Below are 23,376 nucleotides of genomic sequence, written 5' to 3'. Positions count from 1 at the left end.
GCCGTCAATGTTCCGGCCGTCAATGTTCCGGCCGTCAATGTTCCGGCCGTCAATGTTCCGGCCGTCAATGTTCCGGCCGTCAATGTTCCGGCCGTCAATGTTCCGGCCGTCGATGTCCCGGCTGTCGATGTCCTGGCCGTCGGCCGGTTCGTCCGCCGGGCCGAGGCCGTCGCAGGCGCGCACGGCGGCCGTATGTGTCCCGCGCGGCCTGCTCATGCCGACAGCCATATCCCGTACCCCACCTCTCGAACCGGTGCAGTGGGCCCCCGAGTTCGTCACCCTACTAGTCGTCGGCGACGGAGCGACACCCTGCGGGGGCGCACTCCCGCGGTGCGCCGTCGGTGCGGTACGGGCATGGCGTCGGTCAGGCGGCGCTGGTCGCGGTGGCCCTGCGGGCCGGGACCGCGGCCGCGGATCAGCGGCGCGGGCGCTGGGCCCGTGCGGAGGCGTACAGGCACACGGCCGCCGCCGTCGCCAGATTGAGGCTCTCCGCCTTGCCGTGGATCGGCACCCGCACGACGGCGTCGGCCAGCGCCCGGGTCTCCTCCGGCAGGCCCCAGGCCTCGTTGCCGAAGACCCAGGCGGTCGGCCCGCCCATGGTGCCCGCGTCGAGCTCGTCGTCGAGGTCGTCGTCGCCCGCTCCGTCGGCGGCGAGAATCCGTACGCCCGCGTCCCTCAGCCCCTGCACGGCCTGCTCGACCGGGACGCCGACGGCGACCGGGAGATGGAAGAGCGAGCCGACGGAGGCCCGGACGGACTTGGGGTTGTAGAGGTCCACCGAGGCATCGGTGAGCACGACGGCGTCGGCACCCGCGGCGTCGGCGCAGCGCAGCACCGTACCGGCGTTGCCCGGGTCGCGTACGTGGGCGAGCACGGCGACCAGTTTCGGCTTCGCGGCGAGGATCGCGTCGAACGGCGAGTCCAGGAAGCGGCAGACGCCGATCAGGCCCTGCGGGGTGACGGTCTGCGACACATCGGCGAGCACATCGCCGTCCGCGAGGTGCACCCGCGCGCCCGCCGTGTGGGCGGCGTCGACGATGTCGGCGTACCGCTCGGCCGCCTCGACGGTGGCGAACAGCTCGATCAGCGTCGGTTCGCCGTCGCTGCCGCGGTGTTCGGCGGCCTCGCGCACGGCCTGCGGCCCCTCGGCGATGAACCTGCGCTCCTTGCCGCGGAAGTTGCGCTTGGCCAGCCGCCGGGCGGCGGCGACGCGTGGCGATCGCGGGGAGATCAGTTCGGGGGTGCCCATGGTCGGCGGCGAGCCTCTCTGCGTACGGAGGTGACGGACGTACGGAACATGTCGTGCAACGCACCGGACCCGCAGACGACGAGCGCCTGCGGGTCCGGCTCAGAAGCCAAGAAGTGCGACCTGGGTCAGGCGGCCTTCGGGGCGTTGACGTCGCTCGGGAGGGCCTTCTGGGCGACCTCGACGAGGGCGGCGAACGCGTTGGCGTCGTTGACCGCGAGCTCGGCCAGGATCTTGCGGTCCACCTCGATGTTGGCGGCCTTCAGACCCTGGATGAGGCGGTTGTACGTCATGCCGTTCTGGCGGGCAGCGGCGTTGATGCGCTGGATCCACAGCTGACGGAAGTCGCCCTTGCGCTTCTTGCGGTCGTTGTAGTTGTAGACCAGGGAGTGGGTGACCTGCTCCTTGGCCTTGCGGTACAGGCGCGAGCGCTGACCGCGGTAACCGCTGGCGGCCTCGAGGATTGCCCGGCGCTTCTTGTGGGCGTTGACTGCCCGCTTGACGCGTGCCACTTGTTTAACTCCTTGTAGCGGGGCCGTGGTTGGACTCACACGGCCCGGAAACGAATTGGTCCCGGTGTGATCGAGGTCGCGCCCCCGGATTCACCGGGGGCCGAACCTCACTTGCCGAGAAGCTTCTTGATCTTCTTGGCGTCGGCCGGAGCCACGACGACCGTGCCGGTCAGCGAGCGGGTCTTCTTGGACGACTTGTGCTCGAGCAGGTGGCGCTTGCCGGCCCTCTCACGGAGCACCTTGCCGGAGCCGGTGATCTTGAAACGCTTGCTGGCACCGCTGTGCGTCTTGTTCTTCGGCATCGCGCCGTTCTCTCCTCGTAAGTGGCGCCCCTCGCGGTGCAGGCACCGGACAGCAGGGGCGTCAGATCTAGGTGGGGATTCCGAGAGGACCCGGGGCCGCCTGGATGGCGACCCTGAGGTCACGCCTCGGAAGGTGTCTCGGCCGGAGCCTCGGGCTGCGCTTCGGCCGGAGCCTCGGCAGCCTCTTCCGCAGGAGCCTCGGCGTCGTGGGTGTAACCCTGACGCTCCGCCTTGCGGGCGGCCTGGGCCTCACGGGCCTCGGCCATGGCTTCGGTCTTCTTCTTGTGCGGGCCCAGAACCATGATCATGTTCCGGCCGTCCTGCTTCGGGTTCGACTCGATGAAGCCGAGTTCCTCGACGTCCGAAGCGAGACGCTGGAGCAGACGGAAGCCCAGCTCAGGGCGGGACTGCTCACGACCACGGAACATGATCGTGATCTTGACCTTGTCGCCCTGCTTGAGGAACCGGACGACGTGACCCTTCTTGGTGTCATAGTCGTGCGGGTCGATCTTCGGCCGGAGCTTCATCTCCTTGATGACCGTGTGCGCCTGGTTCTTGCGCGCCTCACGGGCCTTCATGGCCGACTCGTACTTGAACTTCCCGTAGTCCATGAGCTTGCACACGGGCGGACGGGCGGTCGCCGCCACCTCGACCAGGTCGAGGTCGTACTCCTGTGCGAGTTCCAGGGCCTTGGCAAGCGGAACAATCCCGACCTGCTCGCCGCTGGGACCGACAAGTCGCACCTCGGGAACGCGAATCCGGTCGTTGATGCGGGGCTCGGCGCTGATGGATCCTCCTCGGTAGCACCACGCGGCCGTCTGGCGGACAGCCACGTAACGTCTGTTTTCGTCAGACCAACCGCACCAGTGCAAGAAAAATGCCCCGGACGGGACACAGGCGGGGCTCCTGGAACAACCGGAACACCGCCGCGGTCAACCGCGGGGCGCATCGGGCGGCTCCATCGTCCGTACGGAACGATGGGCGCCACCTGACCGGTGACCCGCTGTCCGAACGGACAGCCAGGTGGGAGATCGGAGCCTCCACTTGTGGGCTGAGCACATAGCTGCACAGCCGGTCGTTACACAAGGTTAGCAGCTCCCCCGAGCGGGCGCGAACCGGCTGCCGCCCACCACTCCCGCAGACGGGGCGGCACCGGAGTGGGCCTATCGTATGGCGCATGAGTGACGCGACCCCCACCACCGATTCCCCCGGCTTCGACGACATGGCCCGCGACATCGCGGAGGTGCCCGCGGTCGAGGTGATCGTGACGGTCGCGGTCAATCTGATGAGCGCCGCCGCCGTGAAGCTCGGGCTGACCGAGGACGGCGACGAGCACAAGGACCTCGACGAGGCCCGCAAGCTGGTCCATGCGCTGGCCGGCCTGCTGGACGCCAGCACCACCGAGATCAGCTCCTTCCACGCGGCTCCGCTGCGTGACGGCCTGAAGTCGCTGCAGCTTGCGTTCCGCGAGGCGTCGCTCGTACCGGACGAGCCCGGCCAGGGCCCCGGCGAGAAGTACACCGGCCCCGTCTTCGGCTGACCCCGCCCGGCCCCTGGTTCCGCCTCCTGACTTCTTACGACTGTGAGCCCCGCCCGTCCCGGGCGGGGCTCACAGTCGTAAAGCATCGGAGTCGGGCAATGCCGGACCTGTCCCCCGGGCCGCATGATGCGCGGTCGCACCCGTGGGACCGGCGGGGGATCAGCGTGTGAACAGCGGCCGACCGGGCGCGGCCGCATCGGCCGGGAGCAGCGCCAGGTCCAGGCCCCGCACCAGGCGGGCGCGCAGGACGTCATCGGCCGCCAGCCGTTCCGCGACCCGGCGGGCCGCGTCGGCGGGGTCCGCGCCGGGTGCGAGGACGAGGGCGAGGGTGCCGTCGGCCCGGCCGGGGCCGAGGTGGGCGCGGAGCACTGCGGGCTCGGCGGCGACCGCGTCCCGTACCGCGGCGGTGACCGCGGGGTCGTCCAGCGGGTCGGCGCTGGTGCGGCCTTCGGCGAGGGCCAGCAGCGCGGACCCGGTCAGTTCGAACGCGACCGGGCCGGCGAGATCGAGGACCACCGTGTCCGCCTTCTCGTGCGCGGCGGCCTGCAGCGCCTGGTGCAGGGGTACGGCGACGGGGCGGGCCTGCGGATCCCAGAGCGCCAGCGAGGCGGTCGAGGTGAACGCGGGCAGGGCGCGGCGGTCCCCGGCTTGGAGGGTCGGGACGGCCATGTCGCTGGTCTTCTCCCGACGCAGGCCCTTCTCGTCCTCCTCCACCTCCCCGAGCACGGCGACGACCGGGACCAGGAGCCGGGCGCCCTTGAGGGCTTCGAGTACCGGGCCGATGGCCTTCCGGTCCTCGGCCCAGGCGGCGAGTGCCGCGGTCAGGGCCGGGGCGGCCGTGCCGTCGTCGTCGGAGTAACCGGGATCCGGAATGTTCTTCATCGCCACGGGGCGAGCCTAGTGCCTGGGGTTTCTCACTCCGGCAACCGGTCGGGCCGAGCGGGCTGACGGGGCAGGTCGAGGCCGGCAGTGGGGTGTCCCGGCGGCGGCGGGCGTGCTCGACGCCACGCGTGGAACGGTAGGCGTGCTCGACGCCACGCGTGGAACGGTAGGCGTGCTCGACGCCACGCGTGGAACGGTAGGCGTGCTCGACGCCACGCGTGGAACGGTGGGCGCGGTCAGCGCCGTACGGTGGCCCGCCTGCCACGCCACAGCACCACGGCCAGTGCCAGCAGGACCGCTCCGAGGCCACCCGCGACCGGGGCGAGCCAGCCTGCGGGGCCGCTGTCGTGGTGCTCGGCGCCGGGACCGGGACCGAAGTACCGCTTCCGGTATCCGGCCTCGGCCGATTCCGCGCGCAGACCGGCTGGACGGAGCGTGGCCCCGGCCTCGATCGCCGCGGCCGGGTCGACGATGCCGTACCCATGGGCGTCGTCCCGGCCGGACTCCGGGGCGCTGCGGGCGGTGTCCGTGAGCAGTTGCCTGATCCGGGCGGGCGTCAGTCCCGGATGTGCGGCGCGGACCAGGGCGACCGCGCCCGAGACGAACGCGGAGGCGGCGGAGGTGCCCCACTCCACGTAGTACTGGCGGTCGGGGGCGGCGACGACGACATCGACTCCTGGGGCGCTGACGGTGGCGTACCAGCCGCGGGTGGAGAACGCGGCATGGGTGCCGTACCGGTCGACGGCGGCGACCGCGATCACGCCGGGATAGCCGGCGGGGTACGAGATGTGGTCGCCCTTCTCGCCTCCGTTGCCCGACGAGGCGACGACGACGGCGCCCTTCTTCAGCGCGTACTGGATGGCGGCGTCCTCGCCCGGTTCGGGGTGTGCCGACTTGCTGTCGTCGCCGAGCGACAGGTTGATGACGTCGGCGCCGTGGTCGGCGGCCCAGCGGATGCCGTCGGCGAGGGCCGTGCCACGGGACTCCCGGGCCTTGGCGCGGGCCGGGTCGGAGGCTTCGAGGATCACCCGGACCGGGAGGATCTTCGCCTCGGGCGCGATGCCCAGGACTCCGTCGCCACCTCCGGCACCATGGCCGTGACCTGCGATGATCCCCGCCATCGCGGTACCGTGCCGCGCCCAGGACCGGTCGCCGCGGCCGGCGCCGAAGCCGATCATGTCCTTGCCGGGCAGCACCTGGCCCGCCAGGTCGGGGAGGCTGCCGTCGACCCCGGTGTCGACGACCGCGACGGTGATTCCCCTGCCCTTGGTGGTCCGCCAGGCCTGATCGGTGTGGAGCGCCTCGAGGCCCCACTGCTGGTCCCGGATGGCGTCGGCCCTGGCCGGTGCCGCGGGCAGGAGCGCGAACGCGGTGGCGGCGCAGACCGCACCCAGGGCGCGGCGGCGGGTGCGGGTGCGGCGGATCATTCCGGCTTCTCCGTGAGGTCGGTGATGGTCCGGCGCAGGCCGCGCTCGATCCGGTCGGCGATTCCCTTGGCCTCGTGGCCGAGTCCGGCCTGGGCGACGGCCGTGGTGGCGTTCGCGGCCACGGCCTTGTCGACGGGTTGCGGATCGGTGACCGTACGGCCGTCGGCGAAACCGGAGACGGCGAACACGACGACGGGGACCTCGGTCAGTACGTGGACGGTCCAGCTGGCGCGCTGCCGGTCGCCGAACCCCGCGGCGACCGTGCCCTCGACGGGATACGTGCGCGGCATCAGATCGGTACGCAGGCCGAGGTGCTGGTCGGCGAAACGGGTGCTCAGCGCTCTCATGGCCTCGGTGTCGCCCTCGGTGAAGATCACCCCGACCGTGGTGACGCTGCTGCTGGTGGCGTCGGTGTACGTGGCACGGAGCATGCGCGCGCAGCCGGCCGGGCCGAGTGTCCGGGCCAGCAGCGGATCCAGGCCCGCCCGGCAGCCGCTGTCCGGGGCGACGGCGACCCGGGTCCAGACCCGGTCGGCGCCGCCGGGCCCCGCCCCGTCGCCGGCCAGGGTGCGCGGAAAGAGGGTGTCCACGGGGACGCTGTGCCAGGCGGAGCGGCCCACGCTGTAGGCGCTGTGGGCGGCCGGGTCGGCGGAGGAATCGCTGGTGAGCCAGGCGCCGGTGGCCGCCCCGCCGATCAGCCCGAGCCCGAGGACGACACAGGCCGCGGCGGTCGCGGTCCGGACGGGGCGGCGGCTCCGGACGGGGCGCAGCCGGGTGGTGGTCTCGGCGGGCGTCTCGGGGACCGGATGGCGGTACGGGTACGGGTGCGACTGCTGGTACGGGTGCGGGATGTGCGGCCGGCCGGACGGTGGCGGGGCCGCTCCCGGACGCGGGGTGAGGTCCACGGCGCCGACGGGCCGTCGCCGGGTGGCGGCGGGCGGCTGCTCGGGGCGGGGCGGGGTGGTGTCCGGCGTGGGCACGGACACGGCAAGGGCGGGAGGAGGCACCGCTGCCGCGGACGGTGGCGGTGTCGTCGGGTGTGGCGGAACAGATGCGCCTGCGGAAGGTGCGACCGGCCCCTGCGCCGATGGTGGCGGGGTCGTGGGTCGGGGCGGGACAGGAGCGCGCTGCGCCTCGGTACTCATCCGCCCCCCTGGTCCTCTTCCGTACCGTGCGCGGATCGACGTCACAGGCAGGCCCGTTGGTTGCCGCGTGCCCGTCACTCTACGGGGTGGAACGGCCCCTGTGGGAGCGGGACGCCCTGCCCACGGGCGATCTGCACGGATCATCCCCCTACCCAGCAGTACGGACGTCTGGCAGGCTGCGGCCATGACTGCCCGCGCCGCTGACCGGACCCGTTACAACCGGGCCACCGCCCATTTGGACGCCCCGATCGCCGTCGTCGATCTGGACGCGTTCGATGCCAATGCCGACGATCTGGTGCGCCGGGCCGCCGGGAAGCCGATCCGGGTGGCGAGCAAGTCGGTGCGCTGCCGGGCGCTGCTGGAACGGGTGCTCGCGCGGCCCGGGTTCGCCGGGATCATGTCGTTCACGCTGGCCGAGTCGCTGTGGCTGGCGCGGGCCGGTTTCGACGACGTACTGCTGGCCTACCCGTCGGCCGACCGGGCCGCCTTCGCGGAGCTGGCCGCCGATCCGAAACTGGCCGCGGCCGTGACGGTGATGGTGGACGATCATGCGCAGCTGGAGCTGATCGACGCGGCGCGGGCCGGTGGCCGCGAGGAGATCCGGGTCTGTCTGGAGCTGGACACCTCGTTGCGGCTGCTCGGCGGCCGGGTCCGGATCGGCGCCCTGCGTTCACCGCTGCGCTCCCCCGCCCAACTGGCCGAACTGGCACGCTCGGTGGCTCGCAGGCCCGGCTTCCGGCTGGTGGGGCTGATGGCGTACGAGGGTCACATCGCCGGAGTCGGGGACGCGGTCGCCGGGCGGCCGCTGCGTTCCCGGGCGATCCGGCTGATGCAGGCCGCGGGCCGCAAGGAGCTGGTGGCCCGGCGGGCCGAGGTGGTGCGGGCGGTACGGGCGGTGGCGCCGGACCTGGAGTTCGTGAACGGCGGCGGCACCGGCAGTGTACAGCACACGGCGGCGGAGCGCGCGGTGACCGAGATCGCGGCCGGGTCGGGGCTCTACGTACCGCGGCTGTTCGACAACTACACGTCGTTCACGGCGCGTCCGGCGGCGCTGTTCGCCCAGCCGGTGGTGCGCCGGCCGGGCGTGGGTGTGGTGACGGTCCTCGGTGGCGGCTATCCGGCGTCCGGGCCCGCGGGGGCGGACCGGCTGCCCGTCCCGTATCTGCCGGAGGGGCTGCGCTACGACCCGCAGGAGGGGCCGGGCGAGGTGCAGACCCCGCTGCTCGGCGCCCCGGCCGACGATCTCCTGATCGGCGACAAGGTGTGGTTCCGGCACGCGAAGGCCGGTGAACTGTGCGAGCGCTTCGACGAGTTGCAGCTGATCGAGGGCGACCGGGTGACGGCGACCGTACCGACGTACCGGGGCGAGGGCCGTACGTTCCTCTGAGCTCAGGGAGCCGCGGTCGGCCTCAGGGAGCCACGGAACTGCCCACGCCGCCGCTCGTCCCGCTGTCGTCGATCGGCCGGATTCCCTCGGTGATGGTGTCCATGAGGGCGAGCGGCGGACCGTCGGGCCCCACGTCGAAGGCGTAGCGCACGATGACCGGTGATTCGCTGCCGACCGTCGAGGGAAAGACGGTGACGGCCGCGCCGACGACGACCAGTCACGCCACGGCGAGCGCGACGATCCGGGTGCCACCGCCGGTTGCCCCGCTGCCGCCGCCGTTCCCCGGTACGTCCGCGACCGGCTCGGGGGGACCGAACCGTGGGGGTACTGCGGCGGTCGGGCGGGTGTGCGCGGTCCATGCCGTGCCGTCCCACCACCGTTCGGTGCCCGGTATCGCGGCGTCCGGATACCGGCCGGGCGGAGTCGCGTTGCTCATCCCGCCACTCTAGAGTCCGGTTCCCCTGGGCCCAGTGCGGGCGGAGTGGTATCCGGCGGACCCGGGGGCCGTCGTCCAGGAAGGCTTGGGCCGACGTCTGCCCAAGCCTCGCCAGGAAGGCCCGGCCTGTTTGACGGGCTCCGGCAACGGCCGGCGGTGCTCCTCGGTCGCGAGCAGGTGGTCGAAGGTCCGCCACCCCTCCCACTGGCGTATGTCCGCGTCCACCTGGGGCTTGAGCGGTGCGAACCGGCCCAGTTCGAAGTCCTCGCCGTCCAGGTCGAACCAGCGCTCGCCGAAGACCTCCGTGCCCAGCCCTCCGGCCTTGGCCGTCAGTCGGACCAGGATCTTCACGGACTCGGCGCCGTCGAGGCGTGTGCCCTGGATCTCGGTGATCGGCAGAGCCGGTACGGCCGCTTCCACGGGAACCCACACGGTGAAGGGAGAACCACGGTCCATGACGAACCAGGTGCGCTCATCTGCCGGATTGCCCTGCTGGTCGAGTACCCGCAGCTGCTGTTTGTAGAAGACCGGAGTTCCGTCGTGCGGCGACTTGCGCAGGTACCAGAGGTAGGCGCGGGCTGTCAGATCGATGATGGAGAGGTTCTCCATCCGGTTGTAGAACCGCACGGCGATGATGCGTTCCTCGCGGCCCCGGTGCGCCTCGGCGAACTCACGGGCGTCGGCCTGATGCGCGTAGCAGACACTCAGCTTCTTCCGCCAGACGAAGGGCCGTACGGAGAACATCTTGATGAAGACGACGCCCACCATCGTCGCGGGCACGACGGCACCGACCACGGATGCGACGGTGGAGAGAAACTCGTGCGCCGAGTTGTCGTCCTGCGGAGTGATGCTGTCCGTTCCGACGCAGGCGCGCAGCGACTGCATCGTCAGATCCAGTAGCTGTCCCGCATCACTCAGTCTTTCGGCGTGGCCGCGTGGGGAATCGAGCGTGAGCGTCAGCCCCACGGCGATCAGAGCGGACAGCAGGACGAGCCCGCCGATCACGAGGCCGACGAGTCCCAGTGCCGTACGCTCGGCGACCCACCAGCGCAGTGATGTCCGGAAGCGCGGGTGGCCCCTGCCACTGATCAACGCGCGCGTCAGCATCATCAAAATGCCTCCCCCACAAGCCATTTGATCTGGAAGGCTCGATTTTAGCCGTGCCGTCGCGCGTGCTGACCCAGGTGGCGTAAACGACCGCACCGTCCTACCGTCAGCTATGGCAAGCTCAGCAACGGAGTGTGTCGTCGGTGAGGAGAAACTAGGTGCTGAATCGTTCACTCGAAACCCTCGGCCTGGCGACCGTGCCGGCGAAGGAGCCACTCTCGTACCCTGGACGACCGATCACGGCACCCTCTCTTCTCGATGACGGATCCCTGCTGGAGCTGACGGTCGGCCATGGCCCCGTCGAAACCTGGGAAGTCCTCACAGAGCAGGGACCGGTCCCGCTCGACGCCCATCTGGCGGTTCGGGGCGCGGCTCCGCTCCGGGAGCGTCACGCCGCGGTGTCCGTCGGCTCCAACGCATCACCGGCGCAGCTGAACAACAAGCTGGTGAGCCGCGGGCTGCAAGGCACCGTCCCGATGGTTCCGGTCCGGGCCTACGGGCTCGCGATCGGCATGTGCGCCCATATCTACCCCGCCGGATACGTGGCGACCGCGCCCTACGCCGACAAGCGTTCCGAACTGACCCTGGTCACGACCTGGCTGGACGACGACCAGCTCAAAGCGGTCGACGAGACGGAGATCCCGTTCTACGAGCGGGTCCTGCTGCCCGGAGACGCTTTCCCCATGCGGCTGCCGCACGGGGAGATGCTGAAGGAAGTACACCTGTACACCAGCGCCATGGGTGTACTGGCAGGACCGGGCGGAACACCCCGGCCCGCACAGGCGGAGCAGGCGGCACTGCTCGAAGACCTCTTGGCGGCCTCCGCCCCGCTCCGCGCGATCCTCGGGCCCGATCCCCTCACCTGGGTGGAGCGCGCCTCCACGCAGCCGGAGTTGCGGGAGAAGGGAACCCGGATCTTCCAGGAGGAGGGCTGGGTCCTCATGGTGGACGATTTCACTCAGTACGCCGTCGGACACTCGTGACCGGGGCGGCGACGTGACGCGCTACACGACCTCGGTCGGTGTGTCCGGATACCGCTTTCCCGATCTGCGGACCGTGCTGGCCCGGGCAAGCCCCGCACGCTCCGGTGATCAGCTTGCCGGAATCGCGGCTGCCAGTGATGCCGAGCGGGTTGCCGCGAGACTGATACTGGCTGATCTCCCGCTGCGCACGTTCCTCGACGAGACGGTCGTGCCGTACGAGACCGACGAAGTGACCCGGCTGATCGTCGACACGCATGACATGGCGGCCTTCGCCCCGGTCGCCGACATGACGGTGGGCGAATTCCGCGACTGGCTGCTGTCCTACGAGGCCACCTCCGCGGAACTGTCCGCACTGGCTCCTGGCATCACCCCGGAAATGGCCTCCGCCGTAAGTAAACTGATGCGCAATCAGGATTTGATCGCGGTCGCCCGGAAGTGCGCGGTCATCACCCGCTTCCGCAACACCATCGGTCTGCCGGGGCGGATGTCGGTTCGCCTGCAGCCGAACCACCCCACTGATGCACCCGAAGGGGTCGCCGCCTCGATCCTCGACGGGCTGCTGTACGGGTGTGGCGACGCCGTGATCGGCATCAACCCCGCGACCGACTCCGTCACGGCCGCCGTCGAGCTTCTGCGGCTGACGGACGACATCAGGCAGCGGTATGCAATCCCCACCCAGACATGCGTGCTGACGCATGTCACGAACACGATCCGAGCGATCGAGCGCGGGGCTCCCGTCGATCTCGTCTTCCAGTCGGTGGCCGGCACCGAGGCCGCCAACCGTGCGTTCGGCGTCGACCTCGCCCTGCTCGCCGAGGCCCACGCCGCAGGACGCTCCCTGAACAGGGGCGACGTGGGTGACAACGTCATGTATTTCGAGACGGGGCAGGGCAGTGCGCTCTCCTCCGACTCCCATCACGGGGTCGACCAGCAGACGGTCGAATCACGTGCGTACGCGGTCGCCCGGCACTTTCGCCCCCTGCTGGTGAACACGGTCGTCGGCTTCATCGGACCCGAGTACCTCTACGACGGCAAACAGATCGTCCGGGCCGGACTCGAGGACCACTTCTGCGGAAAGCTGCTCGGCCTGCCGATGGGCTGCGACGTCTGTTACACGAACCACGCCGAGGCCGATCAGGACGATATGGACAGCCTGCTGACACTGCTCGGTGTGGCCGGCTGCACGTTCGTCATGGGCGTTCCGGGTTCGGACGACGTCATGCTCAACTACCAGAGCACCTCGTTCCACGACGCTCTGTACGTCCGGTCGGTCCTGGGCTTGCGTCCCGCTCCCGAGTTCGAGGCGTGGATGGACCGCATGGGCATGTTCGACTCCGAACGCAGGGTCGTGGCACCGGTCGCGCACAGTCCGCTGGCGACCGGTCTGGATGCGCTGCTCAAGGGGGCCGGATGAACGGCGGGGAACGGCCGGACCTGTGGGGGCCCCTTCGTCTGCACACTCCGGCCAGGGTGGGTCTTGGACGGAGCGGCAACGCGCTCCCGGTCCGGCGTCTGCTGGAGTTCCAACTGGCCCATGCACAGGCGCGCGACGCGGTCCATCAGCCCGTCGACTTCCGGTCCGTACGGGAGTCCCTCACCGGACTCCCGATCGTTGAGGTGCGCAGTTCGGCTCCGGACCGCACGGCCTATCTGCGTCGTCCCGATCTCGGCCGACGGGTGCACCCCGCAGACCTCGCGCGGCTCTTGGAGGTCGGCGCCTGCGACCTCGTCGTCGTCGTGGCGGACGGCCTCTCGGCGACAGCGGTCCACCGGCATGCTGCGCCCCTGCTGGAAGAGCTCCGTCCGAGGCTCGGATCAGTCGGTACCGCCTCCGTCGTCCTGGCCTCTCAGGCACGCGTAGCGCTCGGGGACGAGATCGGCGAACGGGTCGGCGCACGCCTGGTAGTGGTGCTCATCGGTGAGCGGCCCGGCCTCAGTGCCGCCGACAGTCTCGGCGCCTATCTGACGTACGCGCCACGTATCGGCCGGCTGGATGCCGAGCGGAACTGCCTCTCCAACATCCATCCGCCGACCGGGCTCGGCTATCGGACCGCCGCACGTGCTCTTGCTTCGCTGATGGCACGGTCCCTGCGGCTGGGTCTGTCGGGAGTGGGGCTCACGTGCGACGACTCGCCGCTGCCCATCGACCCGCCGTGAGCCGGGACCGGACTGCGGGTGTCCCGCAGCCGCTCAGTCGGTGAACGGGTTTCGTGGGTGTTCCCGGCCCGTCAGCGACAGCAGATCGCGCGCCGGCCCCGTCGGGCGGTGGCCGGAGGGCCATACCGCGCGCAGTTGGCGCCTCAGTCGCACTCCGGCGATCGGGATCTTGACCAGGCGCCGGGAGGACAGCTCCTCGCCGAGCGCCAGTTCGCTCAGCACGCAGGGGCCCGCGCCGCTCTCCGCCGCTCCCTTCACCGCGGTGGTCGAGGAGAGTTCGAGCAGTGGCTGGGCGAGGCCGCCGTGGACGGCCAGGGCCGCGTCCAGGACCTGGCGGGTGCCGGAGCCGTACTCACGCAGGATCAGTGGGGTCGCGGCCAGCTCCTGAGGGGTCAGCGGCGTGCGGCGGCGGGCCCACGCGTGGGACGGGGCGACGACGACGACCAGCCGGTCGTGGGCGATGACCGTGCCGTCGAGGCCTTCCGGCACGGACAGGCCCTCCACGAAGCCGAGGTCGGCCTCGCCGACGAGCAGCCGGCCCGCGACGGCCGCCGAGTTTCCGGCGAGCAGGGAGACTGCGGTGTCCGGCCGTTCGGCGCGCAGCGCTATCAGCCAGCCCGGCAGCAGGTATTCGGCGATGGTCATGGAGGCGGCGACCCGCAGCCGGGAGTCCCGCCGGTCGCGCAGCGCCTGCGCGCCCGCGTCGAACGCCTCGGCCGCCTCGACGATCGGCCGCGCCCAGTCGGTGACCAGCGCGCCCGCGTCGGTGAGCCGGGAGCCGCGCGGCGAACGGTCCAGCAGGGCGAGGCCGAGCTGCCGCTCCATGGACCGGATGCGGCTGCTGGCCGCGGGCTGGGTGACGCCGACGTCGCGTGCGGCGCGCCCCAGGCTGCCGTGCCGGGCGACCGCGAGCAGCAGTTCCAGCGCACCGAGGTCGGGCACCCGGTGGGAGAGGGGGACATGTTCTTCGCCGGACATAAAGCCAGCTTATGACCTCATAGACATGGAGTCTCTGGTGGGGTTCGTCGCCTGCCGCGAAAATCGTGGCATGGCCATCTTTCCGCAGACACAGCAGTCTCCCGTCCCGTATCCGGCCGCCCTGCGGCTCCCTCACCTGCGGTACGTCGGCCCCAACTGGTACGCGACCGTCATGGGCACCGCGATCGTCGCGAGCGCGGGGGCGACGCTGCCCGTGCACGTCCCGGGACTGCGCGGTGCCTGCACGGTGGTGTGGGCGCTCGCGACGGTCATGCTCGCGGTGGTGCTCGCGGCCCGTGCCGGGCACTGGGCCGCCCATCGCGACCAGGCCCGCACCCATCTGCTCGACCCCGCCGTCGCCCCGTTCTACGGCTGTCTCTCGATGGCCCTGCTGGCGGTGGGCGGCTCGTCGATGGTGGTCGGCCGGGACGTCATCGGGCATGGGGCGGCGCTGGCCCTGGATGTGGTGCTGTACACGGCGGGCACGGTGATCGGGCTGGCCGCCGCGGTCGCGATCCCGTATCTGATGGTCGTACGCCATCGGGTCGAGCCCGGCACCGCGTCGCCGGTGTGGTTGCTGCCGGTGGTGGCTCCGATGGTCTCCGCGGCGCTGGGTCCGCTGCTGGTGCCGGAGCTGCCCGCCGGTCAGTGGCGGGAGGCGATGCTGCTGGCCTGTTACGCGATGTTCGGACTGAGCCTGCTCGCCACGCTGGTGATGCTGCCGCTGATCTTCGCCCGGCTCGTCCATCAGGGCCCGCTGCCGCTCGTGCTGACGCCCACGCTGTTCCTGGTCCTCGGCCCGCTGGGCCAGTCGACGACAGCGGTCAATCAGCTCGCCGATGTGGCGCCGGGGGCGATCGGGGCGCCGTACGACTCGGGCCTGGGGGTGTTCGCCGTGCTGTACGGGGTGCCGGTGATGGGCTTCGCGCTGATGTGGCTGGCGCTGGCCGTCGCGCTGGTCGTGCGCGCCGTCCGGAACGGCATGACGTTCAGCATGACGTGGTGGGGCTTCACCTTCCCGGTCGGTACGTGTGTCACGGGCGCCACGGGCCTGGCCCGGCACACGGGTCTCACGGCGTACACCTGGCTGGCCGTCGCGCTGTACGTGCTGCTGGTGGCGGCGTGGGCGGTGGCCGGGCTGCGGACGCTGCGCGGGCTGCTCAGCGGAGCGCTGCTCGCAGCGCCGCAGGGGCCTGCGCCAGTGACGGTCCGTACCACGTGAGGAATCGCCCGTCGACGAGCGCGGCAGGCAGTGCGGGGAAGGCCTCGGGGCCGTCGTCCGCGGTGAAGCGGTACGGCTCGTCGGGCAGGACGACCAGGTCGGCGCCCGCGGCGTTGAGTGCGTCGAGCGGGATACGGGGGTAGCGCTCGGCGTGGTCCGCGTAGACGTTCCCGACGCCGAGCCTGGCCAGCAGGTCCCCGGCGAAGGTGTCGCAGCCCAGCACCATCCAGGGCCTGCGCCAGACGGGTACGACCGCACGGCGCGGGGCACGGGGCGGCGGGAGTGCGGCCCAGGCGGCCTCGGCCTCGTCCAGCCAGCGCGGCCTGCCCTGTCCGCACGCGGTGGCCAGGACCCGTTCCAGTTCCTCGAAGGCCTGGTCGAGGGTGCGGACGGTGGTGACGAGCACCTCGATGCCGGCGGCCCCGATCGCCGCGAGGTCGGGTTCGCGGTTCTCCTCCTCGTTGGCGACGACGAGATCGGGCCGGAGCGCGACGATCGCCGCCACGTCGGGATTCTTGGTGCCGCCGATCCGGGCCGCGGTCAGCCCGGGCGGGTGGGTGCACCAGTCGGTGGCGCCGACCAGCAGGCCGGGGGCGGTGACGGCGACGGCCTCGGTGAGGGAGGGAACCAGGGAGACGACTCGCACGGCGGACAGCCTCTCTCAGCGACGCGGGTCGAAGGTGGCGTCGATGTGCTCGGCGACGGCGACGACCAGCAGTCGCGTACCGGGCATCGTGGCCCGCCAGCGGTGCCGCACCCCACCGGACAGGAACAGCGTGTCGCCCTGCTCCAGCCGGTACGCCTGCCCCTCGGCCTCCACCTCCGCCGCGCCCTGCGCCACGTACATCACCTCGTCGTTGCGGTGCTGGAACTCGCGCCCGAGGTCGAGCTCGCCGGTGAACTCCAGGGCGCTGAGCTGATGACGCCCGCGCACCACCCTGCGTACCCCGTCGCCCTCGCCCGCCCGTACGACATCGACGGCACGCGCCGAGTCCGCGGCGGCGCGCAGCCGTGCCGTGCTGGTCTCCAGCGCTTCGGCGACCCGGTCCAGGGAGCGGGCGCTGGGCCGGGCCCGCTCGTTCTCGATCTGGCTGAGGAACGGCACGGACAGGCCGCTGCGGGTGGCGACCGCGGCCAGTGTGAGCCCCAGGGATCTGCGCCGTCGGCGGACCGCGGCGCCCACGCGGAGTGCTTCCTTGTCGTCCATGTCCGGCTCCCTCCCGACTCGTCATCCTCCCGGCTGCCAGCACATTACGCACACGGTTGCGCAAGGTCGGCCGGTGGATGAGCGTCTTCCGGACAGACGGGAGGGGTGGGCACCGCCGTCGGCGGTGCCCACCCCTCCCGTCTTTCGGGTCCTGTCGGGCCCTACTGCGGGGCCATCGTGTCCGCGATGCCCGGATTCTTCTGCATCCAGGCCTTCACGGCCTCTTCCTCATGTCCCGCACCGCGCCTCTGGATCTGGTTCTCCAGGCCGGCGAGCTGGTCCTCGCTCAGCTTGAAGTTCTTGAACCACTTCGTCAGCTGCGGGTAGTTCTTCGGGAAGTCCTTGCTGGCGATGGTGTGCAGCCGGTCGCCGTTGCCGAAGGCCTTCTCGGGGTCCTTCAGCTTGGTCATGCTGAACTCGTTGTACGCCCAGTGCGGCGTCCAGAGCAGCACCGCGACGGGCTCCTTCTTGGCGTACGCGCGCTTCAGCTCGGACAGCATGCCCGGCGTCGAGGAGTCGACGACCTTGTACTCCTTGTCCAGGCCGTACGTCGGCAGCACGTTCTTCTTGAGGTTCTCCATCGTGGCGGTGCCCGGCTCGATGCCGATGATCCGGCCCTTGAACTTCGAGGCCTTGCCCTTGAGGTCGGCGAGGGTCTTGACGTCCTTCACGTACGAGGGCACCGCGACCTCGATGGAGGTCGGGCCGTACCACGAACCGATGTCGGTCAGCTGGGAGCCGTACTTGTCCCAGTAGTTCTTCTGGGTGTACGGCAGCCAGCCGTCGAACTGCACGTCGATCTGGCCGCGTGACATCGCGGCGTACATCGGACCGACCTCGAACTGCTTGAGGTTGATCTTGTAGCCGCGCTCCTCCAGGACCGCCTTCCACAGGTACGTGGCGGCGATGTCCTCCTCCCAGGGGAACCAGGCCATCTCGACGGCGCGGTCGCGCTCGTCCTTGCCGTTCACGCCCTTGGGCGTAGCGGCCTTGGCGACGGGGGTCCACTTGTCGGCGACGCCCGGGTTGGCCTTCAGCCAGGTGCGGACGGCCTGCTGCTCGTTGCCGGAGCCCGACTTCTGGATCTCTGCTTCGAGGCTGGTGAGCTGGTCCTCGCTCATCTTGAAGTTCTTGAGCCAGGCGCCGACCTCGGGGTTGTCGGCGGAGAAGCCCTTGCGGGCCAGGGTGTGGATGCCGTCGCCCTTGCCCCAGAGGTTCTTGGGGTCCTTGAGCTTGGTCAGTTCGAACTGGTTGTACGCCCAGTGCGGCGACCAGAGCGGTACGACGATCGGTTCCTTCTTGGCGTACGCCCGCTTCAGTTCGGCCAGCATGGACGGTGTGGAGCCGTCGACGACCTTGTACTCCTTGTCGAGTCCGTAGCCCGGCAGGATCTTGTCCTTGAGCAGGCCCATTTCACCGGCGCTCGGCTCGATGCCGACGACCCGGCCCTTGAACTGCGACGCCTTGCCCTTCAGGTCGTCCAGCGACTGGACGTCCTTCACGTACGAGGGGACGGCCAGCTCCAGCGAGGTGGGCTCGTACCAGGAGCCCATGTCCTCCAGGCGGTCGTGGTACTTCTTCCAGTAGCTGGCGTGGGTGACGGGGAGCCAGGAGTCGGTCTCGAAGTCGATCTGGCCGTTGGCCATACCGGTGTAGAGCGCACCGGCCTCGTACTGCTTGACGTCGACCTGGAAGCCGCGCTGCTCCAGCAGCTCCTTCCAGAGGAAGGTGGAGGCGATGCCCTCGTCCCACGGGATGTAACCCATGCTGATCTTCTTGCCCGCACCGACGTTCGAACCGCCGGCGGTGCCGGCGGACTTGCCCGAGCCGGACGAGCCGAAGATTCCCATGGCACCTGCGACGAGCGCGAGGACGACGATGCCGGAGACGGCGACGACGGGCTGCGGGCGGTAGTTCCAGATCTTCAGTCCGCCGGCCATCGACTGCGCCTTCGCCAGCGCGCGGCGGGCGAGCGGGGAGACCTCGCGGCCGAGCGCGCCGGTCATCCGGTCCAGGTACATCGCCACGATGACGATGGAGATGCCCGCCTCGAAGCCGAGGCCGACGTCGACGTTGCCGATGGCGCGGTAGACGGCACCACCGAGACCGCCGCCGCCGACCATGCCGGCGATGACCACCATGGACAGGCCCAGCATGATGACCTGGTTGATGCCCGCCATGATCGTGGGCAGGGCGAGCGGCAGCTGGACCCGCAGCAGGGTGTTGCGCCGAGTGGTGCCGAACGCCTCGGCCGCCTCGACGAGTTCGCCGTCGACCTGGCGGATGCCGAGCTCGGTCATCCGGACGCCCGGGGGCAGCGAGAAGATGATCGTGGCGATGATGCCGGGCACCACGCCGACGCCGAAGAAGATGACACCGGGGATCAGGTAGACCATGGCGGGCATGGTCTGCATGAAGTCCAGGACCGGCCGGGTCACCGCGCTGACGGTCTTCGAGCGGGACGCCCAGATGCCCAGCGGCACGGACAGCACCAGCGCGATGATGGTGGCGACGAGCACCAGGGTGACGGTGTCCATCGCTTCGTCCCACAGCTCGACGGAGTCGATGAGGGCGAAGCCGACGAAGGCGAGCACTCCCGCGAGCAGACCGCGCAGCCACCAGGCGATGACGGCGACGATGCCCGCGAAGAGCAGCGGTGCGGGGGCGGAGAGCACGGCGGCTATGCCGTCGAACATGCCGCTGACGATCGAGCTGATCGCGTCGAACAGCCAGGACAGGTGGGTCTGCAGCCACTCGACCGCGGAGTCGACCCAGTCACCGAGAGGGAGCCTAAACATTGGCCACCTTCTTCGTTTCGACCGCGCCGGGACTGACGTCCTGCGGGGCCTCGGCGGGGGTCATCGGCTCACCGAGGACGGCGAGCAGCCGGGCACGCGGTACGACGCCGACGAGCTTGCCCCGGGTGTCGGTCACGGCGACCGCCACACCGCTCTGCGAGCAGGGCGTGAAGAGGTCGATGATCGGCGTGGACTCGGTGACGGTAGCCGGGGCGGCCGCCAGGACGTCGGCGGCGGTACGCAGCTCCTTGCCGTCGTCCGTGGTGGTGCCCATGACCGTGTGCGGCTCGGCCATGATCGCGCCTGCGGTCAGCACCCGGGAGCGGTCGACGTCCTGGGTGAAGGAGGCGACGTAGTCGTTGGCCGGGGTGACGAGGATGTCCTCGGCGGTGCCGAGCTGGACGATCTTCCCGTCGCGCATCACGGCGATGCGGTCGCCGAGGCGCATGGCCTCGTTGAGGTCGTGGGTGATGAAGACGATCGTCTTCTTCAGGCGTTTCTGCAGTTCGAGCAGCTGGTCCTGCATGTCGCGGCGGATCAGCGGGTCGAGCGCGCTGAAGGACTCGTCCATCAGCAGCAGGTCGGCGTCGGTGGCCAGGGCGCGGGCCAGGCCGACGCGCTGCTGCATACCGCCGGACAGCTCGTCGGGCCAGGACTTCTCCCAGCCGGCGAGACCGGTCATCTCCAGTGCCTCGGCGGCGCGCTTCTCGCGCTCGGCGCGCGGCACACCCTGCACTTCGAGGCCGTACCCGGCGTTCTCCAGCACGCTGCGGTGGGGGAAGAGCGCAAAGTGCTGGAACACCATGCTGATCTTCGAGGACCGGACGTGGCGCAGTTCGGCGGGGCTCAGGGCGGTCAGATCCTGGCCGTCGAACAGGACGCGTCCGGCTGTGGGCTCCAGAAGTCCGTTGAGCATGCGCAGCAACGTGGACTTTCCGGACCCGGACAGACCCATCACGACGAAGATCTGTCCCGGTTCAACGGTGAACGAGGCGTCGATCACCGCTGCGGTCGTTCCGTCGGCGCGCAGCGCGTCGCGGTCGGCGCCGCTTTCGAGCTTCTGCACGGCTTGATCGGGTCGTCTGCCAAATACTTTGTACAAGTGTTCGGCTTGCAGCCTTGACACATACACCTCGCGGGTTGAACCGAAAAACGGTCTGCCACCCCCTCCGGCAGACCGTGGAGCGACGCGGATTCGGCCCGCATGGCACGTACGGTAGTTGAAATTGCTACGTGCTCCGCTCCGGCTGCGCGCCTGCCCTCACTTACACGAGCCAAACACAAGAGTGACCCAGCTCACACATGAGCGGGCTCTGCGGGGGGGCGGGGCCTCCCCCGGCCCCGGCGTCCCCGGCGGCCGGTCCCGGTGAGGTGCGACGGCCTGTCAGTGGGGTGCGGCATCATCGGGGTGTGACGCGACGCCTGATGCTCCTCGACACCGCCTCCCTCTACTACCGCGCCTACTTCGGGGTCCCCGATTCGGTACGCGCCCCGGACGGGACACCGGTCAACGCCGTGCGCGGGCTGCTCGATTTCATCGGGCGCCTGGTGCAGGACCACCGGCCGGACGACCTGGTCGCCTGCATGGACGCGGACTGGCGGCCGCACTGGCGGGTGGAGCTGATCCCCTCGTACAAGGCGCACCGGGTCGCGGTGGAGACCGCCGAGGGGCTGCCCGACGAGGAGGAGACCCCCGACACCCTGGCCCCGCAGGTGCCGGTCATCGAGGACGTGCTCGATGCGCTCGGCATCGCCCGGGTCGGCGTCGCGGGCTACGAGGCGGACGACGTGATCGGCACGCTCACGGGCCTGGCCACCGGTCCCGTGGACATCGTCACCGGCGACCGGGATCTCTATCAGCTGGTCGACGACGCCCGCGGGGTGCGGGTGCTCTACCCGCTGAAGGGGGTCGGCTCGCTCCAGCTGACGGACGAGGCGTGGCTGCGGGAGAAGTACGGGGTGGACGGCTCCGGATACGTCGATCTGGCCCTGCTGCGCGGCGACCCGAGCGACGGGCTGCCCGGCGTCCCGGGCATCGGCGAGAAGACGGCGGCGAAATTGCTGGACGCCTTCGGCGATCTGGCCGGAATCATGGCCGCGGTCGACGATCCGGCCGCCAAGCTGACGCCCTCGCAGCGCAAGCGGCTCGACGAGGCCCGGGACTACGTCGCCGTCGCGCCGAAGGTGGTCCGCGTCGCCGGTGACGTACCCCTGCCGGAGTTCGACCCCGCACTGCCCTCCGAGCCGCGCGATCCGGTCGCACTCGAAGCCCTCGCGAAGCGGTGGGGGCTGGGCGGCGCGCTGCAACGCCTGCTCTCCGCACTGCGCGCCTGACTCCGGCCCTCCCCAGCATCTGGCCGAGATGCTAACTTAGGTAAGCCTAAGCAATCGGAGCAGGGAGAACCTCGTGGCAGAACGACCGGCACGGCAGGCACCCAAGGCGCAGGGAGCCCACGTTCTGCGCACCGAGCAGATCACCCCGCACATGGTCCGCGTGGTGCTCGGCGGTGACGGTCTCGCCGATTTCGGGCTCTCCGGGTTCACCGACCACTACGTCAAGCTCTGCTTCGCCCCCGAGGGTGCGGACTACGCGCACCCGTTCGACATGGCCCGCATCCGCGAGGAGCAGCCGCGGGAGCTGTGGCCCACCACCCGCACGTACACGGTGCGCTCCTGGGATCCGGTCGCCCGGGAGCTGACCATCGACTTCGTGGTCCATGGCGACGAGGGCCTCGCCGGCCCCTGGGCGATGCGGGCGGCCCCCGGCGATCAGGTGACGTTCCTCGGCCCGGGCGGGGGCTACGGTCCGGACGCCTCGGCGGACTGGCACCTCCTGGCGGGCGACGAGAGCGCCCTCCCGGCCATCGCGGCGACCCTGGAGCAGATACCGGCGGGCGCGGTGGTGCACGCGTTCATCGAGGTGGCGGACGCGGCGGAGGAGCAGAAGATCGTGACGCCCGGCGGCATCGAGGTCACCTGGCTGCACCGCGGGGAGCGGCCGGTCGGCGAGGCACTGACCGCCGCGGTGAAGGAGCTGGAGTTTCCGGCGGGCGAGGTCCAGGCGTTCGTCCACGGCGAGGCGGGCTTCGTGAGGGACATCCGCCGCCATCTGCGCCTGGACCGCCAAATCCCGCTCCCCCAGCTGTCGATCTCGGGCTACTGGCGGCTCGGTCAGAACGACGACGCCTGGCGCTCGGTCAAGCGCGAGTGGAACGCACAGGTGGAGCGCGAGCAGGAGAAGGCGGCGTAGCACCGGTTCACTCCCGTACGCCCCGGTCCCCGACCGGGGCGTACGCGTTCCCGGAGCGCCGGCTCACTCACCGGCGCCAGGCACCACCGCCCCACCGCCACCGTCGCTACGCGCCCCACCGCCACCGTCGCCGTACGCACCCGCCTCGCCCCCGCCGTCACCGTCACCGTCACGGTTGCCGTCGGCACGCGCCTCTCCGTCACCCACCGTCTCGTACGCGCGCGCGGACGCGTCCACGTGCGCGAGCCGTCGCAGCGCGCTGAACATCGCCTCCCCCAGAACCGTGCCGACGACCACGCTCTCCACCAGGTCCTCGCGCGCCACCCGCCGCCCCACGTAGTCCAGGTCGGCCCGCGCGACCGGTTCGGCGGCGGCCGCGTAGTCGTCGAGCAGTCCGACGAATCCGCCATGCCCGGCCCGCCGCAGCGCGACGAGCACCCCGGCCAGGCACTCACCGGCCGGACTGCTCGCATTGGCCAGCCAGCCGCGCCGTTCCACCAGCTCCGCCACCTCGTCGCGGGCGTCGTCCAGTTCGGGCCCCGGCTCGCCCCCCTGAAGCGGGGTCAGGCGCTTCGCCGCGACGCCCAGCACCTTGTGCACCGGCTGCTCCGGGTCCTCGACCGCCCGGAGAACATCCCCGATGGCCGCGAGCGAAAGCCCGCCGACATCGAGCAGGGCACGGATCAGCCGCAGCCTGCGCTCATGGCCGGAGTCGTAACTCGCCTGGTTCGGGCTGGTCAACTTCCCGGCGGGCAACAGCCCTTCACGTACATAGAACTTGATCGTCGGCACCGGAA

Annotated in this window: 24 protein-coding genes and 1 pseudogene; 8 read left to right on the top strand and 17 right to left on the bottom strand. The window is 70.7% G+C overall.

Going from position 1 to position 23,376, the window contains the following annotated elements:
• The 5 genes and pseudogenes from ACFVV1_RS14850 to infC form a co-directional block, all read right to left on the bottom strand.
• A pseudogene (locus ACFVV1_RS14850) lies at positions 1-216 on the bottom strand (hypothetical protein); the annotation flags it as partial.
• A 199-nt stretch (positions 217-415) separates the two neighbouring features.
• Entirely contained in the window at positions 416-1,249 is an 834-nt protein-coding gene (locus ACFVV1_RS14845; protein ID WP_389989526.1) for a TrmH family RNA methyltransferase, read from the bottom strand.
• A 125-nt stretch (positions 1,250-1,374) separates the two neighbouring features.
• Positions 1,375-1,758, bottom strand: a complete 384-nt coding sequence (rplT, locus tag ACFVV1_RS14840; protein ID WP_003970214.1) for a 50S ribosomal protein L20 — start codon at positions 1,756-1,758, stop codon at positions 1,375-1,377.
• A 107-nt stretch (positions 1,759-1,865) separates the two neighbouring features.
• Positions 1,866-2,060 carry a 50S ribosomal protein L35 gene (gene rpmI / locus ACFVV1_RS14835; RefSeq protein ID WP_003970213.1) on the bottom strand — a complete coding sequence of 65 codons (195 nt, stop codon included), beginning with the start codon at positions 2,058-2,060 and terminating at the stop codon, positions 1,866-1,868.
• A 119-nt stretch (positions 2,061-2,179) separates the two neighbouring features.
• Positions 2,180-2,893, bottom strand: a complete 714-nt coding sequence (gene infC, locus ACFVV1_RS14830) for a translation initiation factor IF-3 (RefSeq protein WP_389989524.1) — start codon at positions 2,891-2,893, stop codon at positions 2,180-2,182.
• A 344-nt stretch (positions 2,894-3,237) separates the two neighbouring features.
• On the opposite strand from infC, the gene ACFVV1_RS14825 reads away from it, so the two are divergent.
• The gene (locus ACFVV1_RS14825; RefSeq protein ID WP_093896122.1) at positions 3,238-3,600 is read left to right on the top strand and encodes a DUF1844 domain-containing protein; all 363 of its coding nucleotides are present in this window, start codon (positions 3,238-3,240) and stop codon (positions 3,598-3,600) included.
• Positions 3,601-3,759: 159 nt separating this feature from the next.
• Here the strand turns inward: ACFVV1_RS14825 and ACFVV1_RS14820 are convergent, their stop codons facing one another.
• From ACFVV1_RS14820 to ACFVV1_RS14810, 3 genes are all read right to left on the bottom strand, one after another.
• Positions 3,760-4,488 carry an SseB family protein gene (locus ACFVV1_RS14820; RefSeq protein WP_389989522.1) on the bottom strand — a complete coding sequence of 243 codons (729 nt, stop codon included), beginning with the start codon at positions 4,486-4,488 and terminating at the stop codon, positions 3,760-3,762.
• A 230-nt stretch (positions 4,489-4,718) separates the two neighbouring features.
• Positions 4,719-5,909 (bottom strand): type VII secretion-associated serine protease mycosin, encoded by a 1,191-nt coding sequence (gene mycP / locus ACFVV1_RS14815; protein ID WP_389989521.1) that lies wholly within the window; start codon positions 5,907-5,909, stop codon positions 4,719-4,721.
• The gene (locus ACFVV1_RS14810) at positions 5,906-6,814 is read right to left on the bottom strand and encodes a hypothetical protein (protein ID WP_389989622.1); all 909 of its coding nucleotides are present in this window, start codon (positions 6,812-6,814) and stop codon (positions 5,906-5,908) included. The genes mycP and ACFVV1_RS14810 overlap by 4 nt, the downstream gene beginning before the upstream one ends.
• A 424-nt stretch (positions 6,815-7,238) precedes the next feature.
• On the opposite strand from ACFVV1_RS14810, the gene ACFVV1_RS14805 reads away from it, so the two are divergent.
• Entirely contained in the window at positions 7,239-8,441 is a 1,203-nt protein-coding gene (locus tag ACFVV1_RS14805; RefSeq protein WP_389989519.1) for an amino acid deaminase/aldolase, read from the top strand.
• Between the two features lie 22 nt (positions 8,442-8,463).
• On the opposite strand, the gene ACFVV1_RS14800 is transcribed toward ACFVV1_RS14805, so the two are convergent.
• The 3 genes from ACFVV1_RS14800 to ACFVV1_RS14790 form a co-directional block, all read right to left on the bottom strand.
• Positions 8,464-8,592 (bottom strand): hypothetical protein, encoded by a 129-nt coding sequence (locus ACFVV1_RS14800; RefSeq protein ID WP_389989517.1) that lies wholly within the window; start codon positions 8,590-8,592, stop codon positions 8,464-8,466.
• Between the two features lie 66 nt (positions 8,593-8,658).
• Positions 8,659-8,877: a DUF2510 domain-containing protein gene (locus tag ACFVV1_RS14795; RefSeq protein ID WP_389989515.1), complete on the bottom strand. Its 219-nt coding sequence runs from the start codon at positions 8,875-8,877 to the stop codon at positions 8,659-8,661.
• 9 nt (positions 8,878-8,886) lie between these two features.
• Positions 8,887-9,987, bottom strand: a complete 1,101-nt coding sequence (locus ACFVV1_RS14790) for a hypothetical protein (protein ID WP_389989513.1) — start codon at positions 9,985-9,987, stop codon at positions 8,887-8,889.
• Between the two features lie 155 nt (positions 9,988-10,142).
• Between ACFVV1_RS14790 and ACFVV1_RS14785 the strand changes: the two genes are divergently transcribed.
• From ACFVV1_RS14785 to eutC, 3 genes are read left to right on the top strand one after another with little or no spacing between them, the layout of a single operon-like run.
• Positions 10,143-10,967 (top strand): hypothetical protein, encoded by an 825-nt coding sequence (locus ACFVV1_RS14785; protein ID WP_389989511.1) that lies wholly within the window; start codon positions 10,143-10,145, stop codon positions 10,965-10,967.
• A 13-nt stretch (positions 10,968-10,980) separates the two neighbouring features.
• Positions 10,981-12,381 carry an ethanolamine ammonia-lyase subunit EutB gene (locus ACFVV1_RS14780; protein WP_389989509.1) on the top strand — a complete coding sequence of 467 codons (1,401 nt, stop codon included), beginning with the start codon at positions 10,981-10,983 and terminating at the stop codon, positions 12,379-12,381.
• Entirely contained in the window at positions 12,378-13,124 is a 747-nt protein-coding gene (eutC, locus tag ACFVV1_RS14775) for an ethanolamine ammonia-lyase subunit EutC (protein ID WP_389989507.1), read from the top strand. Before ACFVV1_RS14780 ends, eutC begins: the two co-directional genes overlap by 4 nt.
• A 33-nt stretch (positions 13,125-13,157) precedes the next feature.
• Here the strand turns inward: eutC and ACFVV1_RS14770 are convergent, their stop codons facing one another.
• Positions 13,158-14,102 carry a LysR family transcriptional regulator gene (locus ACFVV1_RS14770; RefSeq protein WP_389989505.1) on the bottom strand — a complete coding sequence of 315 codons (945 nt, stop codon included), beginning with the start codon at positions 14,100-14,102 and terminating at the stop codon, positions 13,158-13,160.
• A gap of 70 nt (positions 14,103-14,172) precedes the next feature.
• On the opposite strand from ACFVV1_RS14770, the gene ACFVV1_RS14765 reads away from it, so the two are divergent.
• A complete protein-coding gene (locus ACFVV1_RS14765; RefSeq protein ID WP_389989503.1) occupies positions 14,173-15,324 on the top strand; it encodes a TDT family transporter in 1,152 nt (383 codons plus the stop codon).
• Here ACFVV1_RS14765 and ACFVV1_RS14760 read toward each other — a convergent pair.
• From ACFVV1_RS14760 to ACFVV1_RS14745, 4 genes are all read right to left on the bottom strand, one after another.
• Positions 15,263-15,970, bottom strand: coding sequence for a helical backbone metal receptor (locus tag ACFVV1_RS14760; RefSeq protein ID WP_389989502.1), 708 nt, complete (start codon positions 15,968-15,970; stop codon positions 15,263-15,265). The genes ACFVV1_RS14765 and ACFVV1_RS14760 overlap by 62 nt on opposite strands.
• A 15-nt stretch (positions 15,971-15,985) precedes the next feature.
• Complete coding sequence (locus ACFVV1_RS14755) at positions 15,986-16,531, bottom strand: helix-turn-helix domain-containing protein (RefSeq protein WP_389989500.1); 546 nt, start codon at positions 16,529-16,531, stop codon at positions 15,986-15,988.
• 161 nt (positions 16,532-16,692) lie between these two features.
• The gene (locus ACFVV1_RS14750) at positions 16,693-19,329 is read right to left on the bottom strand and encodes an ABC transporter permease/substrate binding protein (protein WP_389989498.1); all 2,637 of its coding nucleotides are present in this window, start codon (positions 19,327-19,329) and stop codon (positions 16,693-16,695) included.
• Positions 19,322-20,395, bottom strand: coding sequence for a glycine betaine/L-proline ABC transporter ATP-binding protein (locus ACFVV1_RS14745; RefSeq protein WP_389989496.1), 1,074 nt, complete (start codon positions 20,393-20,395; stop codon positions 19,322-19,324). Before ACFVV1_RS14745 ends, ACFVV1_RS14750 begins: the two co-directional genes overlap by 8 nt.
• A gap of 359 nt (positions 20,396-20,754) precedes the next feature.
• On the opposite strand from ACFVV1_RS14745, the gene ACFVV1_RS14740 reads away from it, so the two are divergent.
• Positions 20,755-21,663, top strand: a complete 909-nt coding sequence (locus ACFVV1_RS14740; protein ID WP_389989620.1) for a 5'-3' exonuclease H3TH domain-containing protein — start codon at positions 20,755-20,757, stop codon at positions 21,661-21,663.
• A gap of 73 nt (positions 21,664-21,736) precedes the next feature.
• The gene (locus ACFVV1_RS14735) at positions 21,737-22,579 is read left to right on the top strand and encodes a siderophore-interacting protein (RefSeq protein WP_389989494.1); all 843 of its coding nucleotides are present in this window, start codon (positions 21,737-21,739) and stop codon (positions 22,577-22,579) included.
• 63 nt (positions 22,580-22,642) lie between these two features.
• Here the strand turns inward: ACFVV1_RS14735 and ACFVV1_RS14730 are convergent, their stop codons facing one another.
• Positions 22,643-23,371, bottom strand: a complete 729-nt coding sequence (locus ACFVV1_RS14730) for a MerR family transcriptional regulator (protein WP_389989492.1) — start codon at positions 23,369-23,371, stop codon at positions 22,643-22,645.
• Positions 23,372-23,376 lie beyond the last annotated feature (5 nt).

Source organism: Streptomyces sp. NPDC058092 (assembly GCF_042884935.1).
Classification (GTDB): Bacteria; Actinomycetota; Actinomycetes; order Streptomycetales; family Streptomycetaceae; genus Streptomyces.
This window is presented reverse-complemented; position numbering and strand designations above follow the sequence as displayed.